Source organism: Catellatospora bangladeshensis (assembly GCF_016862575.1).
Lineage (GTDB): Bacteria > Actinomycetota > Actinomycetes > Mycobacteriales > Micromonosporaceae > Catellatospora > Catellatospora bangladeshensis.
Genome location: NZ_BONF01000010.1, coordinates 109,031 through 125,762, shown reverse-complemented (window position 1 = coordinate 125,762; position 16,732 = coordinate 109,031). Strand labels below are relative to the sequence as shown.

Sequence of the window (16,732 nt, the reverse complement as noted above, 5' to 3'; positions counted from 1 at the left end):
CCGGCACGATCATCCGACTTGCCTGGCAAGTGGGCGAATGCGCGCCCAAGATACGCCCGATTGCCAGGCAAGTCGGAGGATCTTCAGGCGGCGCGGAGGGTCAGTTCGGTGATTTCGCTGGGGGCGAAGATGCGCAGGGGCGGGCCCCAGAAGCCGGTGCCGCGGCTGGTGTAGAGCTGCGTGCGCTCGCTGTGGCGGGTCAGGCCCTGCACGGCGGGCTGGTCCAGCTTGACCAGGTAGTGGAAGGGCCAGATCTGGCCGCCGTGGGTATGGCCGGAGATCTGGAGGTCGACACCGTGGCGGACCGCGTCGGCGATCTGCTTGGGCTGGTGGGCCAGCAGCAGGACGGGCAGCTCGGGGTCGGTGCCGGCGAGGGCGGCCGCGTGGTCCATGGAGTGGCCGGTGCGCGAGTGGGCGGCCGTGATGTCGTCCACGCCGGCCACGATCAGCCGGTCGCCGCCGCGCTCCACCACCAGGTGCCGGTTGTGCAGGCACTCCCAGCCCAGCTCGGCCATGTGCCCGAGCCAGCCCTCGGCCTCGCCGTAGTACTCGTGGTTGCCGGTGACGTACGCCCGCGCCAGCTTCGCCCTGATCTCGCCGAGCGGGGCGGCCATGGCCCGGCGCTGGGCGACGGTGCCGTCGGCGATGTCGCCGGTGTGGCAGACGATGTCCGGCTCCAGCGCGTTGACCGCCTCGGTCACCCCCGCCGACCAGCGCGAACGCTCGATCGGGCCGTAGTGCGTGTCGGTCAGCAGCACCACCTTCAGGCCGTCGAGCCCCTTGCCGAGCCGGGGGAGGGCCACCTCGACCCGGCGCACCCGGGGCACCCGCATCGCCTCGGCGTACCCCCAGACGACCAGCACCAGCGAGACCGCGGCGACGGCGGCCGCGGTGATCCGCGACCGCAGCGGGTCGGCGACCCCGCCCAGCGCGAGCCCGGCCCGCAGCACGTTGCCCAGGATCGCCCAGGTGAACAGCACCCAGACCACGCCGAGGGTGGTGTCCGCGATCCGCGACGCCCAGTCCCTGCCGCGCGAGTGGCCCTGGAACATCAGGAACGGGAAGGCCAGCGCGAACCCGCCGAACAGCACGGTGCCGCCGACCACGACGGGCGTGGGCCAGTGCGCGCCGGACGCGAGCAGCGTCCACCAGGGCACCCCGAACAGCAGGCCCAGGACCGTGGTCACGGCCAGACCGAACAGCAGCGGCCGCAGCGACCGCCGCGCGGGAACGGCCTGTACGGCCTCGCCAGTCGACACCGGCACTCCTCATCTGAAAGTCGGACTCTCCAGCATGCCACGGTGCCTCCACCGCATGCCCCGCCTCCACCTGAAGGTTCGCTGAACAGTCGGGCGGTGGGCCGGGCATCGGCGCGGCCGGGTAGAAACGAGGCATGAGCGGAGCGCGGGGCAGTCGGCGGTGCGGATCGTGAACCGGGTGCTGGTGACCGGTGCCGCCGGGCGGCTCGGCCGGGTAACGCTGGACCTGCTCGCGCGGGAGGGGATCGCCGCCACCGCGTTCGACCTGCGCGATCCCGGCGATCTGAAGGCGGACCGGGTCGTGGTGGGGGACAGCGGCGACGCGGCGGCGGTGCGCGACGCGCTGTCGGGCGTGGACGCGGTGGTGCACTGCGCCGCGATCCCGGCGCCCACGCTCGGCACGGCCGAGCAGGTGTTCGGCGGCAACACACGCGGCACGTTCACGGTGCTGGAGGAGGCGGCGCAGGCGGGCGTGACCCGGGCCGTGCTGGCCGGCAGCCAGTCGGCGTACGGGTTCGCCTGGGCGCCGCGGCCGCTCGCCCCGCACTACCTGCCGCTGGACGAGGCGCACCCGCTGCTGGCCGCCGATCCGTACGCGCTGAGCAAGCAGGTCGACGAGCAGATCGGCGAGATGATCAACCGGCGGTACGGGATGACCGTCGTCGTGCTGCGCTTCCCGCTGCTCGGCGGGCTGGCCGAGCGCCTGCCGGTCTATGCCGAGCGCTACCGCGGCGAGCCGGTGGAAGGTGCGCGGTCGCTGTGGGCGTACCTGGAGGACCGGGACGCGGCGACCGCGAACCTGCTGGCGCTGACCCGGCCGCTCACCGGCTGCCACGTCATCCTGGTGGCCGCGCCGCAGACGCTGGCCGCGCTGCCGACCGAGGACCTGCTGGACCGCTTCCACCCGGGTGTGCCGCGCCGGATCGCGTTCCCGGGCCGGGCCGTGCCGCTCGACCTGTCCCGCGCGACGGAACTGCTCGGGCTGGTGCCGCGGCATCTGTGCGATTGACGGGCGAATGAACGCCGCGCTCGCTTGACACTGAGGGTTGCCTTGCCTAATTTACCGATATAGATCATCGATCCATTCACGACCGGCATCAGCCACGACCCCGTATTGGCAAGGCGCGGGCAGTAGGTTAGCCTAACCTAAGTCATAGTCCAAGAGGGCTATCGGCGACGCTTAGGGATAGGACGGAAATGCCAGACTTCACGCTCGGTTCCGGTGCAGACGTCATCCACGACATCGTGGGCGTGGGGTTCGGGCCGTCCAACCTGGCCCTGGCCATCGCCGCCGACGAGAGTCCCGTCCCGGTCAGCGCCGTCTTCCTGGAGCGGCAGGCCGAGTTCGGCTGGCACCGCGGCATGCTGCTCGACGACGCGACCATGCAGGTCTCGTTCATGAAGGACCTGGTCACCCTGCGCAACCCGGCGAGCCGCTACAGCTTCCTGTGCTACCTGCACAGCCGTGGCCGGCTGATCGACTTCATCAACCACAAGAACCTGTTCCCGCTGCGCGTCGAGTTCCACGACTACCTGGAGTGGGCGGCGCGGCAGGTCGGCGACGTGGTGCGCTACGGACACGAGGTCGTCGACGTGCACCCGGTGTACGAGAACGGCCGCGCGGCGTACCTCAACGTCATCGCGCAGGGGCCGCGTACCGCGATCGCGCTGCGCGCCCGCAACGTGGTCTTCGCGACCGGCCTGCGTCCCGAGCTGCCCGCGGGCGTGCAGCCGTCACCGCGGGTATGGCACAGCCACGACCTGCTGCGCCAGGTCGACCAGTGGACCGGCGCGCGGCGCTTCGTGGTGGTCGGGGCGGGGCAGAGCGCCGCCGAGGCGACCGCGTTCCTGCACGAGCGCTTCCCGCAGGCGGAGGTGTGCTCCGTCTTCTCGCGCTACGGGTACAGCCCGGCCGACGACAGCCCGTTCGCCAACCGCATCTTCGACCCGGGCGCCGTGGACGACTTCTACACCGCCCCGGCGCAGACCAAGCAGCTGCTGCTCGACTACCACCGGGGCACCAACTACTCCGTGGTGGACCTCGACCTGATCAACGACCTCTACCGGCGGATGTACCAGGAGAAGGTGCTGGGCCGGGAGCGGCTGCGGATGTTCAACGCCAGCCGGGTCACCGGGGCCGAAGATCTTGGCGATCGGGTACGCGTCGGGATCTCCTCGCTGATCACGGGCGAGCAGGGCGAGCTGGACGCGGACATCATGGTCTGCGCGACCGGCTACCGGCAGGCCGACCCGTCCGCGCTGCTCGGTGAGCTGGCCGCGCACGTGCGCCGCGACGAGCACGGCCGCCTGGCCGCCGGGCGCGACTACCGGCTGTCCACCGGTGCGGAGCTGGGCTGCGGCATCTACCTGCAGGGCGGCACCGAGCACACGCACGGCATCACGTCGTCGCTGCTGTCGGCGACGGCCGTACGCGCGGGGGAGATCCTGCAGTCCGTGCTGGAGCACCGCGACGCCCCGTCCGGTCCCAGCCCGGCCGAGCTGTCCGCGCTGATCCGCTCCGTCCCGGCGGAGGAGTTCGCGACGGCGTAGCTTGGCGGCCGACTGGCAAGATCGCTGTCACGTGTCACAACCTGCGGTTTAACCGCGTGTTCTGACACGAGACAGCGATCTTCGGCGGGAGGTGACCTATTCGGCCGGCGCCTCGATCGGCAGCAGCACCCGGAAGCGGGTGTCGCCGGGCGCGGACTCCACCCGGATGTCGCCGTGGTGCTTGTTGACCACGATCCGGTACGAGATGTCCAGGCCCAGGCCGGTGCCCTCGCCGACCGGCTTGGTGGTGAAGAACGGCTCGAAGATGCGCGGCCGGATCACCGGGTCGATGCCCGGCCCCGTGTCGCCCACCTCGACGTAGACGTTGCCGTTCTCGCGGCCGGTGCGCACGGTGAGCGTGCCGGTCCCGCCCATCGCGCCCAGCGCGTTGTCGATCAGGTTGGTCCACACCTGGTTCAGCTCGGCGGCGTACGCGGGGATCTTCGGCAGCGAGCGGTCCAGCTCCTTGACCACGTTCACGCCCTTGCCGAGCTTGCCGGCGAACATGGCCAGCGTCGCCTTGACCAGGTCGTTGACGTCGACCTCCTGGTAGGGGGCGCGGTCCAGCTGCGAGTACTGCTTGGCGGCGGCGACCAGGCCGGAGATGCGGGTGACCGAGTCCTCGATCTCACCCATCAGCAGCTCGGTCTCCAGGGTGTAGGTCAGCCAGCGCACCGCCGACTCGAAGTTCTCCTCGCCGACCGTGTCGGAGACCTGCTGCAGCCACTCCTGGTCCACGCCGCCCGCGACCAGTGTCGGGGCGATGTCCCACGCTCCGGTGATGTCGCGCTCCTCCAGCCAGTCGGCAAGGGTGTCCTCGGCGTCGGACGTCTGCACCGGGGTGAGCTGCGGTGCGGCGTCGATCCGCTTGACCGCCTCCTCCTGCAGGTCCACCAGCTGCCGCAGCTTGGTGCCGTCCAGCCGGCCGTCGGCGATCAGGGACAGCTTGTGCCGCATCCCGGCGACCCGCTGGCGCAGCACCGCGGTGGCGCGCACGGCGGCCGCGGCGGGGTTGTTCAGCTCGTGCGTCAGACCCGCCGACAGCGAACCCAGCGCCAGCAGCCGCTCCCGCTCGCCGATGACCGTCTGCATGCTGCGCATGCCGAAGAACAGGCCCTCCAGCAGGTGCATCGCCATCGGGAACCAGTCGCGCATCATGTGCGCGAACTGCTCCGAGGGCAGCACGAACACCTCGACGTCGCTGATGGCCAGCAGCGAGTTGGCGTAGCGCTGCGGCACCCGCTCCCCGAGGTACGCCTGCATGGCTCCGGCGTACACGCCGCGCTGGTCGGTGCGGCTGACCTCGACGTGGTCGCCGTGCACCAGGCGGCTGATCGCGACGGTGCCGGTGAGCAGGACGTAGAAGCAGGTCGCCTCGTCGCCCTCGGTGTAGATCGGGCCGGCCGGGATGCACTCGATCCGGCCGTGCTCGGCGAGCCAGTCGATCTGCTCGTCGTCTAGGGCCTCGAAGAGGAACAGGGTCCTCAGGAGTGCGGGGGTGAGTTCGGTGGTCACTGCCCCTCCAGATAGCGGTGTACGAGTGAGATGGCCATCGCGCCCTCGCCGACGGCGGAGGCGACGCGCTTGACCGAGTCGGACCGCACGTCTCCGGCGGCGAACACGCCCGGCACGCTGGACTCCAGGTGGTACGGGTCGCGCTGCAGCGGCCATCCGGCCGGTCGCTTGCCGCCCGCGAGCAGGTCCGGGCCGGTGAGCACGAAGCCGTGCGGGTCGCGGTCGATCACGCCGTCGAGCCAGTCGGTGCCGGGCTCGGCGCCGATGAAGATGAACAGGTAGGACGCGTCCACCGCGGTCTGGTCGCCGGTCCGGTTGTCGGTCAGCACCAGCCGTTCCAGGTGCTCCTCGCCCTCGCCGCGCTCGACCTGCGTGAACGGGTGCACGTCGATGTTCTCGATGGCCTCGATCTGGTCGATCAGGTAGCGCGACATGGACCGGCGCAGGTCCTCGCCCCGGATGAGGATGTGCACGCGGCTGGCGTACCGGCTGAAGTAGACGGCGGCCTGGCCGGCCGAGTTGGCCCCGCCGACGATGTAGACCTCCTGGTCCTTGCAGCCGGGAGCCTCGGTGGCGGCGGAGCCGTAGTACACCCCGCGGCCGGTCAGGTCGGCGCAGCCGGGCACGTCGAGCATCCGGTACGACACACCTGTAGCCAGCACGACGCTGTGCGCGGCGATGCGGGTGCCGTCGGCGAAGTGCACCACCCGGGCGGAGCCGCAGGTCTCCAGGGCGGTCACCTCGCGGGCCGAGAGCAGCTCGGCGCCGAACTTGAGCGCCTGCCGCCGGGCCCGGTCGGTGAGCTGCGCGCCGGAGACGCCGTCGGGGAAGCCGAGGTAGTTCTCGATGCGGCTGCTCTGCCCGGCCTGCCCGCCGGTGGCCCGGCGCTCGACGAGCACCGTGCGCAGGCCCTCGGAGGCGGCGTACACGGCCGAGCCGAGCCCGGCCGGACCGGCCCCGATGACGATCACGTCGTAGAAGTCGGACGCGGGCTGGGTGGTCAGGCCGATGTTGCCGGCCAGCGTCGCCGTGTCCGGCTGGACCAGCGTCTTGCCCTCGGTGGTGACCACGAGCGGCACGTCGTCGGCGGTGACCCCGGCCGCCTCCAGCAGCCGGGCCCCCTCCGGGTCGTCGGCGACGTACCAGCGGAACGGCACCAGGTTGCGGGCCAGGAAGTCGCGCAGCTTGTACGAGTGCGCGGACCAGCGGTGCCCGACCACGCGCAGCTCGGCGGCGGCTGCTGCCGGGGTCGACTGCCAGGCCTGGAGCAGCTCGTCGCAGACGGGGTAGAGGCGCTCCTCCGGCGGATTCCACGGCTTGAGCAGGTAATGGTCGACATCGACGAGGTTGATGGCGTTGATCGCCGCGTCGGTGTCGGCGTACGCGGTCAGCAGCACCCGGCGGGCCTGCGGGTAGAGGTCCATCGCCGATTCCAGGAACTGGATGCCGTTCATCTGCGGCATCCGGTAGTCGGCCAGCAGCAGGGCCACCTGCTGGCCGCGCAGCTTCAGCTCACGCAGCGCGTCCAGGGCCTCGGCCCCGGAGGCGGCCCGCACCACGCGGTAGGTCTCGCCGTAGTGGCGGCGCAGGTCGCGTGCCACCGCCCGGGAGACGGCGGGATCGTCGTCCACGGTCAGGATCGCCGGAGTGCTCATGACACCTATCAAACACCCAGCCGGGCCTGATCCATGCCAGGGTGATCACGAATGCCACAGCGGTCACCCCTGTAACTTTCACACCGCGGCCAGCTCGGCCAGGTCGCTGCTGAGCATCCCGGTGGCGAAGGCCATCAGCTCGGCGTTCTCCTTCTCGGGGTAGCCGCGCACCGCCGTCTCGGCGATCAGGATCAGCCACAGGTAGCTGCGGTAGAGCCACAGCCGGATCTGCTCGGACGGGGTCAGCGCCCGGCCCAGGAAACCGTCGAGCACCGCCGCCGCCTCGGCCTCGGGCACGAACGAGACCAGCGAGACCAGCTCGGCGACCGGGTCGCCGTAGAAGGCGCGCTCGCCGTCGATGATGCCCTCGACGCGCCAGCCGTCACCGTCGGCGACGACGAAGACGTTGCCGTCCCACAGGTCGAAGTGGACCAGCGCCGGGGCGGTCACCTCGTCGAGCAGCGGCGCGTGCCGGTGCACCAGCTCGCGGATCTCGGCGGCGGGCCGGGGCAGCGGCCGGTCCGAACCGGTCGCGTCGCCCAGGATGTCCTCGATGTACTGGAGGAACGACTCCCGCCAGGAGCCCGAGCGGGTGCGCCCGTCGCGGCGCGGGTAGCCGAAGCGCTCGCCGGGCACGGCGGTGATCGCGGCGCTGATCCGGCCCAGCTCGCGCCGGATCTCCAGCACATGCGCCGGGTCCATGGTCTTCTTCGCCTGCTCGAACGAGACGCCGCGCAGCCGCTCCATGACCATGACGCCGCGCTCGGGGTCGGCGTGCCACATCCGGGGCAGCGGCACGCCCGCGCCGGCCGCGCGGCGGAAGAACTCGATCTCGGTGTGCATCAGGTCCACCTCGTACGTCAGCACGGTCAGCCCGGCGTCGGGGGCGACCTTGAGCACGACCTCCCGCCCGTCGGCCAGCCGCACCGCGTGGGCGGCGTTGAAGAAGCCGTCGGTGAACTCCTCGTGACCGGTGACGACGGCCTGCTCGCCGAGGCCGTCCCGGATGAGCCGGGCGATGTCGGTGCCGGACAGGACCGGCTTGGTGATGCTGCGCATGGCGGAGATGATGCCCGGAGAGCGCTCTCCGGGACAACCCCGTTCTCGACCACGCGACCGGCAGCCGGGAACGACGAGATTGACGGAGACTGTTGCGCGCGGGTTAAGGGACCTTTACGCTCCAACACAAATGGGAGCGCTCCCGTTCACTGTCGTCGATGTCCGTACCACATCGGACCTCGCGCGAAGGGTGTCGGGATCCCGATCAGCCCCGCCTCCTCGGGTTGTTCGCGGCCGCGCGGCCCCCGGTGCCCGGCCGGGGGAGCGCGGCCCGATCCGGGCCGTGGATGGGAGCGCTCCCGTCCTGCCGGTGGCTCCGATCGCCACCGGCGTCACCGTTCCCGGAAGGTTCCTCCATGGCACTCAGAGAAAGGCCGGGGCGCCGCTCCCGGCTGCGCGTACCCCTCGCACTGGCCACGCTGGCGACCATGCTGGCGGCCGGCGCGGCCGTGCTCGCCCCGACCACCGCCGCCGCGGCCGTGCCGGAGAAGGACTGGCTGCACGTCCAGGGCAACAAGGTGCTCGACGAGGCCGGCAACCAGGTGTGGATGACCGGTGTCAACTGGTTCGGCTTCAACGCCTCCGAGCGGGTCTTCCACGGCCTGTGGTCGGGCAACATCACCACCATCACCAAGGGCATGGCCGACCGCGGCATGAACATCGTCCGGGTGCCGATCTCGACCCAGCTGCTGCTGGAGTGGAAGAACGGCCAGACGGTCGCCGCGCCGAACGTGAACACGTACGCCAACCCGGAGCTGGCCGGCAAGAACAACCTGCAGATCTTCGACTACTGGCTGCAGCTGTGCGAGCAGTTCGGCCTGAAGGTCATGCTGGACGTGCACAGCGCCGAGGCCGACAACTCCGGCCACATCTACCCGGTGTGGTGGAAGGGCACGATCACGACCGAGCAGTTCTACCAGGCGTGGGAGTGGGTCACCGCTCGGTACAAGAACAACGACACCATCGTCGCGATGGACATCAAGAACGAGCCGCACGGCACGCCCAACTCGCCGCCGCGGGCCAAGTGGGACAACAGCACGGACCAGGACAACTTCAAGTACGCCTGCCAGACGGCGGGCAACCGGATCCTGGCGATCAACCCCAACGTGCTGATCCTGTGCGAGGGCATCGAGGTCTACCCGCGGCCGGGTGAGACCTGGAACTCCCCGAACACCGACCCGGACCTGACGCCCAACTACTTCTACAACTGGTGGGGCGGCAACCTGCGCGGCGCGCGCGACTACCCGGTCAACCTGGGCGCCAACCAGGACCAGCTGATGTACTCGCCGCACGACTACGGCCCGCTGGTGTACGAGCAGCCGTGGTTCCAGGGCACGTTCGACAAGGCGTCGCTGACCAACGACGTGTGGCGGCCGAACTGGTTCTACCTCCACGAGGACAACATCTCGCCGCTGCTGATCGGCGAGTGGGGCGGCCGGCTCGGCCAGGACGCCCGCCAGGACAAGTGGATGACCGCGCTGCGCGACCTGATCGCGGAGAACAAGCTGCACCACACGTTCTGGGTGCTCAACCCGAACTCGGGTGACACCGGCGGCCTGCTGCTCGACGACTGGGCCACCTGGGACACCGCCAAGCTCAACCTGCTCAAGCCGGCGCTGTGGCAGCACCAGAACAAGTTCGTCAGCCTCGACCACCAGGTCCGGCTGGGCGGCGCCAGCAGCAGCACCGGCTACAACCTCGCCGACGTGTACGGCGGCGGGGGCGGCACCGGCGACACCATCGCCCCGTCCGCGCCGTCGAGCCTGCGTACCACCGGCGTGACCAGCAGCTCGGTCTCGCTGGCCTGGAACGCGGCCACCGACAACGTCGGCGTCACCGCGTACGAGGTCTACCGCGCGGGCACCAAGGTGGCCACCGTCTCCGGCCTGACCTACACCGACACCGGCCTGGCCGCCTCCACGGCGTACCAGTACACGGTGCGGGCGCGCGACGCGGCGGGCAACGTCTCCGCGGCGTCGTCGGCGGTCACCGGCACCACCTCCGGCGGCGGGGGCGGCGGGGGCGGCTGCACCGCGACCCTGCTGGTGACCGGCAGCTGGCAGGGCGGCATGCAGGGTGAGGTCACCGTGACCAACACCAGCACCAGCAGCTCGGTCGGCTGGGCCGTGGTGCTGAACATCCCGTCGACGCTGACGATCAGCAACCTGTGGAACGGCGTCCGCAGCGGCAGCACCGTCACCAACGCGCCGCACAACGGCGCGCTGGCGCCCTCGGGCAAGGCCTCGTTCGGGTTCGTCGCGAACGGCACCGGCACGATCACCGTGACCAGCTGCGCCCTCGCCGTCCCGTGACGGCTCGCGGGGCCCGGCGTGCCGGGACCCGCACCTGCTCGGATCTCCCCGGCGGGCCTCCGCCGGGGAGATCACGTCGAGCACCCGGAAACCCCGGCCGGCGGCAGGCTCCCTTCCCGCCGCCGGCCGGTCTGTCTCGCTGTCCACCGCAGACTCCTCCCCCGATCACAGGAGCCACCGATGAGACGCCTCCCGTCCCGGCACGTGCGCGCGGCGATCGCCGCGGCCGCCGTCGCCGCCCTGCTCTTCCCGCTGCTGCCGACCGCGCCCGCGTCCGCCGACGTGGACACCAGCCCGGTCCGCGTGAACCAGATCGGCTACCTCACCGGCGCCGACAAGATCGCTACGGTGGTGACCGGCGGTAGCGCCCGCGCCTGGCAGGTGCGCCAGGCCTCCGGCGGTGCCGTCGTCGCCTCCGGCACCACCACCGTGTACGGCAGTGACCGTGCCTCCGGCGACACCGTGCACAAGGCCGACTTCAGCGCGCTGACCACGCCCGGCAGCTACGTGCTGTGGGTCGACGGCGCGGGCACCAGCGTGCCGTTCTCGATCTCGGCCAGCTCGCTCTACCCGGCCCTCGGCAAGGAGGCCATGCAGTACTTCTACTTCCACCGCATGGGCAGCGCCGTCGAGGGCCAGTACCTGCAGAACGCCGGGCACGCGCACGCCGCGCTGCACCCCGGCGACGAGTCGGCGCCCTGCTACAACAGCTGGTGCGGCAGCCAGCGGCTCAACGTGCGCTACTCCTGGGCCGACGCGGGCGACTTCGGCATCTACGCGGTCAACCACGCGGTGTCGGCGTGGACGCTGCTCAACCTGCTGGAGCGGCGGCCGACGGCGTACCCGGACGGGTCGCTGGCGATCCCGGAGCTGGCCAACGGGCGGCCGGACATCCTGGACGAGGTCGAGTTCGGCTCGCGCTGGATGTCGGGCCTGCTGCCGTCGAGCGGCCTGGCCTCGCACAAGGTGCACAACCACGCGTGGAGCGCGTTCCCGGTGACCTCGGTCGACCAGGAGAACGGGCTGGCGCGGTCGGCGATGGGCCCGTCGACCAACGCGACGTACGCCGTCGCGCGGACCAACGCGCAGCTCGCGCGGGTGCTGGCGCCGTACGACGCGGCGCGGGCGAGCACGCTGTGGTCGAGCGCGAAGGACGCCTGGACCAGGGCCGAGGCGCAGCCGAACGTGGACTACGCCACGGCCTCCGACGCCGAGGGCGGCGGCGACTACGGCGACACCAAGAACAGCGACGACCGGTACGCCGCGGCCGCCGAGCTGTACCTGACCGCGCTCAAGCGGTCCGACAGCGCGGTCGGCGGTTACCGGAGCGCGGTGACCGGCTCGCCGCACTACCGGGAGATGGGGCAGTTCGACTGGGCCGAGGTGGCCGCGACCGGCACGCTGTCGCTGGTCAGCGTGAGCAACGACCTGCCCGCCGCGGATCTGACCACGATGCGGGCGAACGTGCGCGCGTTCGCGGACCAGATCGTCACCACGCTCAACGGCGAGGGCTACCCGTCGCTGATCAGCGGCGCGTCGGCGTACCCGTGGGGCTCGAACTCGTTCATCGCCAACCGGATGCTGGTGCTCGGCGTCGCGTTCGACCTGTCGAGCAACCTCGGTTACCTCAAGGCGCTGAACCGGTCGATGGACTACCTGATGGGCAACAACGCCATGCGGCTGTCCTACGTCACCGGCTACGGCGAGTTCTACGAGACCGACCTGCACGACCGCTGGGCGTGGGGTAGGTACCCGGGGCTGGCGTACCCGAAGGGGTGGCTGGCCGGCGGGCCGAACAACGAGCTGATCAACGATCCGGCCACGCCCACGGGCCGCCCGGCGGCGAAGTCGTACGCGCCGAAGAACACCGCGCCCGACGCGTGGGGCTCCAAGGAGAACACGATCAACTGGAACGCGCCGCTGGTCTGGGTCGCCACCTACCTCGACGCGACCACCGACTACCTGGTCGGCGGCCAGCCGGTGGACACCGCCGCGCCGACCGTGCCCGCCAACCCGCGGGTCACCGGGACCACGCAGAACAGCGTGGCGTTGGCGTGGGACGCGTCCACCGACAACGTCGGCGTGACCGGGTACGACGTGTACCGCGGCACGACCCTGCTCGGCACGGCCGCGACCACGTCCTACACCGACAGCGGGCTGACCCCGGCCACGGCGTACCAGTACACGGTGCGTGCTCGCGACGCCGCCGGGAACGTCTCGGCCGCCTCGGCGGCGGTCACCGGCACGACCCAGCCGGGGGACGTAGTGCCCCCGTCGCCGCCGCAGAACCTGCGCACCACGGCGACGACCAGCAGCTCGGTCACCATCAGCTGGGATCCGGTGACCGGAGCCGCGAGCTACGCGGTCTCCCGCGGCGGCGTGCAGGTGGCCGTGGTGACGGGGACGTCGTACACCGACACGGGGCTGAGCCCGAACACCGCGTACTCGTACACGGTGCGCGCCCGCAACACCGCCGGGGACCAGTCGGCGGCGGCGGGGCCGATCACCGCGACCACGCTGCCCGCGCCCACCGGCGGTGCGCTGACCGTGCGTTACAAGAACAACGACAGCGCCCCGGCGGACAACTCGATCCGGTTCGGGCTCCAGGTGGTCAACAGCTCGACCTCGTCCGTCGGCCTGACCACGGTCACCGCCCGGTACTACCTGAACCGGGACGGCGCGAGCGGGGTCAGCGTCTACTGCGACTGGGCCCAGCTCGGCTGCGCGAACGTGCGCACCACCGTGGTGAACCTGTCCAGCCCGGTGACCGGCGCGGACACCTACGTCGAGGTCACCTTCACCGGCGGCACGCTCGCCGCCGGGGCCTCGACCGGCGAGATCCAGCTGCGCCTGCACAAGTCCGACTGGAGCGCGTTCAACGAGCTGAACGACTACAGCCGCGGCACGAACACCGCGTTCGCGGACGCGCCCGCGATCCCCGGCTACGTCGGCGGCGTGCTCTCCTGGGGCACCCCGCCGGCGTGACCGGCCCGGCCGCGGTTCCTCCCGCCAGGGGAGCCGCGGCCCCGGCCCGGGACTCCCTCCGTCAGGGGAGTCTCGGGCCGCCCGGCGTTCCGGACAGGGCCGCGCGCAGCGCGTCGGCGAACCCGTCCGGCAGCTGCCCGCCGTGGCGCAGCGCGTACCCCACCCCGCGCCGGAACACCTCGCTGAACTGCGCGTAGCGCGGGGTCACCGGCCGCAGCCGGGCCGCCCGCACCGCCGTGAGCAGGTCGTCGGCGTAGGGGAACGCCTTGCGCACCGCCGCGTCGCGGTAGATCAGCTCGCGGGTGGCCGCGAAGCCGCCCCGCTCGAACAGCAGCTGCTGGCTGCGCTCGCCGGTCAGGAACTCGATCAGCCGCCGCGCCGCCTCGGGCTGGTCGCTGCCCGACGCGATGGCCAGGTTCTGCCCGCCCAGCACCGAGTCGGTGATCGGCTGGGTGCCGATGCGCAGCGGCGCGGCCCCGGCCTCGGCCGCGACGAGCTGGCCGTAGGCCACCGGCCAGTTGCGCATGAACAGCACCCGGCGCTCCTGGAAGGCCAGCGTGCCCGCCCGCTCGTCGAAGCCCAGCGAGGCGGGCAGCACCGTACGCGGGTTGCCCTCGGTCATGCCGAGCGCGAGCTGCGTCAGCGCGGCCCGGGTCGCGGGGGAGTCGACGACCACCTCGCCGTCGGCGTCGACCACCTCGCCACCGGCCGCCCAGATCGCCTCCAGCGCGTTCACGGTGAGGCCCTCGTAGTCGCGCAGCTGCCCGGTGTAGCCCGCCTCCAGCCCGGCGGGCGGACCGCCGGGGCGGGCGAACACCTCGTTGGTGACGGTACGGATGCCCGCCAGGTTCGTCGGCGGCTCGTCGCCGGTCAGGTCTGCGTGGTAGAAGAGCAGGCCCGCGTCGGTGTTGAACGGCAGCGCCCAAAGCCTGTCGTGGTAGCGGCAGGTCGCCAGCGGCTTCTCCAGGAAGCCCGAGGTGTCGGTGACGGTCTCGTCCAGCGGGCGGATCCAGCCCGCGTCGGCGAACTCGGCGGTCCAGGTGACGTCCAGGTTGTAGATGTCGACGGTCCTGTCCCCGGCCTGGGCGCGCCGGACCATCTCCGCCCGGTGCGCGTCCGCGCCGCCGCTGACCTCGACGAGCCGCGCGTCGGGCAGGCGCGGATCGGCGTTCCACTGCTCGATCAGCGCGCGGCGCTGCGCACCGGTGCTCTCGTCGGCCCCGCTCAGCACCACCAGCTCGCCCGGCTCCAGGGCGGCCGGGTCCGGTGCGGGCGCCGCCAGCAGGACGGCGGCGAGGTAGCCGACGACGAGCCCGGCGGCCACGCCGCCCAGGCCCGTGAGCGTGCCCCGGCGCCGGCGGGCGGCGTCGAACATGCCGTCCAGCAGCTCACTCGACACGGTCACGCCCCTTTCCACAGCAGAGAGAAGATGTCGGACACCGTGGCCTCCAGGTCGGCGAAGCTGGCCTGGCGGCAGGTCCCGCCGGTCGCCCCGGCCACCTCGGCGAGCGCGCCGCCGCAGCTCGCCTCGCCGACCGCGACGACGAACACGCGCACGCCCTGGCCGCGTACCCGGTCCACGAGCTGGCGGCGGCTCAGCCCCGAGCCGGTGTCCTCGCCGTCGGTCAGCACGACCAGGGCCTGCACGGCGTCGGTGTCGGTCCGCACGGCGGGCACGGCGTCGGCGATGGTGCGGTAGAGCGGGGTGGGGCCCTGCGGCCGGATGCGCCGCAGCGCGTCCTCGACCTGAGCCTCGGCGAGCTGCCGGTTCTCGATGGGGAACACCTGGCGCGCGCCGCCCACGTGCGGGAAGGCCCACAGCCCGAACTCGTCGGCCGGGCCGCGCAGCCGCAGCGTGTTCGCGATGCCCGCGGCGGCCACGTCGTAGCGGCTGCGGCCGCCGTCGGCGACCGGCGCGGCCATGGAGCCGGAGGTGTCCAGCGCCAGCAGCACCCGGCCGGGCCGCCGGGCCCGGTCGTAGGAGTCCATGGTCGTGGCGAGGCTGGAGGCCGACGGCGGCGTGCTCTCGAACTCGACCGCGGGCAGGTCGCCGCCGGGGTGCGGGGTGCGCAGCCCGCCCGCCGCCAGCGCGGCCCGCCCGCCCGGGGTGTCCAGCCAGGACAGGAAGGCGCGCGCCTGGGTGTCCTGCTCGGGCGAGGCGTCGGCCCAGCCGATGCGCACGGCGGGGAAGTCGAGGCCGAGGGTGTCGGACGGGTACACCGCGCGCAGCGCCGGGCGGCGGCCGCCGGGCGGGCAGGCGTCGCCCAGCTCCCGGTCCCGCTGGTAGCGCAGCAGCTGCTGCTCGGTGACGATCAGGCTGGTCACGGCGCCGCCGGCCGACGACGCGTGCCGGCACAGCAGGCTCAACTCGTCGCCGAGCGGGTAGCCGCCGCGGTCCAGCCCGCCCGCGAGCTGGCGTTCCAGCTCCGCCGGGGTGAGGCCGTCGAGTCCGGCGTACAGCGCGTGGGTCGCCAGCTCGCCGGTGAACGAGACCGCCGGATCGGGGCGGGCCACGGACCAGTCGTAGCGGCGGCTCGACTGGAGCAGCTGGCTCCAGGTGCGGGTACGCGGACCGGCGCCCACCTCCGCGCCCTCGGGCAGCGCCAGCACCACGGGCGTCGCCGCGACCGGGCGCATCTCCACGGCCACCGGCAGGCCGGCCAGGCCCGCCGTGAAGTAGGTCGAGCCGGGCAGCCACAGCTCGGGCCGCGGGCCCAGGGCGAGCAGGTGCTCGGCGGCCCAGCCGAGCCGGACGGCCTCGGCGGTCAGCACCGGGTCGGCGGCGTACACGAAGACGGCCGCGGCGCGGCAGCCCTTGTTGCCGTCGGCGGTGCTCGCGGCGAACGCGTCGGCCAGGTCCCGCGCGGTCGGCAGCTGCTCCGGGGTGGTCACCAGCCGCAGGGCCACCGGCGGGGGGCAGCCGTCGAGGCGCAGCCGCACCCAGTCCACGGCCCGCGGCAGCACCAGCACCAGGGCCAGCGCGACGAGCAGGCCCAGCACGGTGCGCGCGAGCATGGTGAGCACCCAGCGGAACCGCTCCCAGCGCACCGTGCGCATCACCCGGATCACGTCGAAACCCCGGTCGAGCAGCCGCGCCACCACGGCGGACTGCGCGGCGACCCCGCCGGCCAGCGCGCCCACCACCGCGCCGAACCACTGCAGGAACGTGTCCGGCACCCCCTGTGCCAGCACGGTGACCAGGCTGAGCAGGCTGACCGCGACGAACGACACCATCTCCCGGTCCGGGCCGTCCCGCCGCGCGGGCCCGCCGCCCGGGTCAGCTGGAGAGGACACCGGGCAGGCTCCGATCATCCAATGGCGACAGGGGTGACATCTGTGTGACGACGGTAACCGATATGGGCGACGGCCGATGTGCCCGGACCCCGGACAGCTTGCC

General features: G+C 72.2%; 10 protein-coding genes. 4 read left to right on the top strand and 6 right to left on the bottom strand.

What is annotated here, in order from left to right; translation table 11 throughout:
* Nucleotides 1-83: 83 nt before the first annotated feature.
* Nucleotides 84-1,259: a metallophosphoesterase gene (locus Cba03nite_RS09840; RefSeq protein ID WP_203744417.1), complete on the bottom strand. Its 1,176-nt coding sequence runs from the start codon at nt 1,257-1,259 to the stop codon at nt 84-86.
* Nucleotides 1,260-1,419: 160 nt separating this feature from the next.
* Here Cba03nite_RS09840 and Cba03nite_RS09835 point away from each other — a divergent pair, with 160 nt between their 5' ends.
* Together Cba03nite_RS09835 and Cba03nite_RS09830 are read left to right on the top strand one after the other, a co-directional pair.
* Nucleotides 1,420-2,268, top strand: a complete 849-nt coding sequence (locus tag Cba03nite_RS09835) for an NAD-dependent epimerase/dehydratase family protein (RefSeq protein ID WP_239125607.1) — start codon at nt 1,420-1,422, stop codon at nt 2,266-2,268.
* Nucleotides 2,269-2,456: 188 nt separating this feature from the next.
* On the top strand, nt 2,457-3,809 hold the full coding sequence (locus Cba03nite_RS09830; protein WP_203744416.1) for a lysine N(6)-hydroxylase/L-ornithine N(5)-oxygenase family protein: 1,353 nt from the start codon (nt 2,457-2,459) through the stop codon (nt 3,807-3,809).
* A 96-nt stretch (nt 3,810-3,905) separates the two neighbouring features.
* On the opposite strand, the gene Cba03nite_RS09825 is transcribed toward Cba03nite_RS09830, so the two are convergent.
* The 3 genes from Cba03nite_RS09825 to Cba03nite_RS09815 form a co-directional block, all read right to left on the bottom strand.
* Complete coding sequence (locus tag Cba03nite_RS09825; RefSeq protein ID WP_203744414.1) at nt 3,906-5,324, bottom strand: ATP-binding protein; 1,419 nt, start codon at nt 5,322-5,324, stop codon at nt 3,906-3,908.
* Nucleotides 5,321-6,979 carry an NAD(P)/FAD-dependent oxidoreductase gene (locus Cba03nite_RS09820; RefSeq protein WP_203744411.1) on the bottom strand — a complete coding sequence of 553 codons (1,659 nt, stop codon included), beginning with the start codon at nt 6,977-6,979 and terminating at the stop codon, nt 5,321-5,323. The genes Cba03nite_RS09825 and Cba03nite_RS09820 overlap by 4 nt, the downstream gene beginning before the upstream one ends.
* Nucleotides 6,980-7,057: 78 nt before the next feature.
* Complete coding sequence (locus Cba03nite_RS09815) at nt 7,058-8,038, bottom strand: phosphotransferase family protein (RefSeq protein ID WP_203744409.1); 981 nt, start codon at nt 8,036-8,038, stop codon at nt 7,058-7,060.
* Nucleotides 8,039-8,466: 428 nt separating this feature from the next.
* Here Cba03nite_RS09815 and Cba03nite_RS09810 point away from each other — a divergent pair, with 428 nt between their 5' ends.
* Both Cba03nite_RS09810 and Cba03nite_RS40260 read left to right on the top strand, forming a co-directional pair.
* A complete protein-coding gene (locus tag Cba03nite_RS09810; RefSeq protein ID WP_239125633.1) occupies nt 8,467-10,350 on the top strand; it encodes a cellulase family glycosylhydrolase in 1,884 nt (627 codons plus the stop codon).
* Nucleotides 10,351-10,530: 180 nt separating this feature from the next.
* Nucleotides 10,531-13,335 (top strand): glycoside hydrolase family 9 protein, encoded by a 2,805-nt coding sequence (locus Cba03nite_RS40260; protein WP_203744405.1) that lies wholly within the window; start codon nt 10,531-10,533, stop codon nt 13,333-13,335.
* Nucleotides 13,336-13,396: 61 nt separating this feature from the next.
* Here Cba03nite_RS40260 and Cba03nite_RS09800 read toward each other — a convergent pair whose 3' ends face one another.
* Both Cba03nite_RS09800 and Cba03nite_RS09795 read right to left on the bottom strand, forming a co-directional pair.
* Complete coding sequence (locus Cba03nite_RS09800; RefSeq protein ID WP_203744403.1) at nt 13,397-14,740, bottom strand: extracellular solute-binding protein; 1,344 nt, start codon at nt 14,738-14,740, stop codon at nt 13,397-13,399.
* Nucleotides 14,737-16,629: a vWA domain-containing protein gene (locus tag Cba03nite_RS09795; protein WP_203744401.1), complete on the bottom strand. Its 1,893-nt coding sequence runs from the start codon at nt 16,627-16,629 to the stop codon at nt 14,737-14,739. Before Cba03nite_RS09795 ends, Cba03nite_RS09800 begins: the two co-directional genes overlap by 4 nt.
* Nucleotides 16,630-16,732 lie beyond the last annotated feature (103 nt).

Bases quoted from the DNA above. Each gene is read 5' to 3' on its own strand.
- Cba03nite_RS09810 (WP_239125633.1), top strand. From the start codon at position 8,467: ATGCTGGCGGCCGGCGCGGCCGTGCTCGCCCCGACCACCGCCGCCGCG.
- Cba03nite_RS09830 (WP_203744416.1), top strand. From the start codon at position 2,457: ATGCCAGACTTCACGCTCGGTTCCGGTGCAGACGTCATCCACGACATC.
- Cba03nite_RS09820 (WP_203744411.1), bottom strand. From the start codon at position 6,979: ATGAGCACTCCGGCGATCCTGACCGTGGACGACGATCCCGCCGTCTCC.
- Cba03nite_RS09815 (WP_203744409.1), bottom strand. From the start codon at position 8,038: ATGCGCAGCATCACCAAGCCGGTCCTGTCCGGCACCGACATCGCCCGG.
- Cba03nite_RS40260 (WP_203744405.1), top strand. From the start codon at position 10,531: ATGAGACGCCTCCCGTCCCGGCACGTGCGCGCGGCGATCGCCGCGGCC.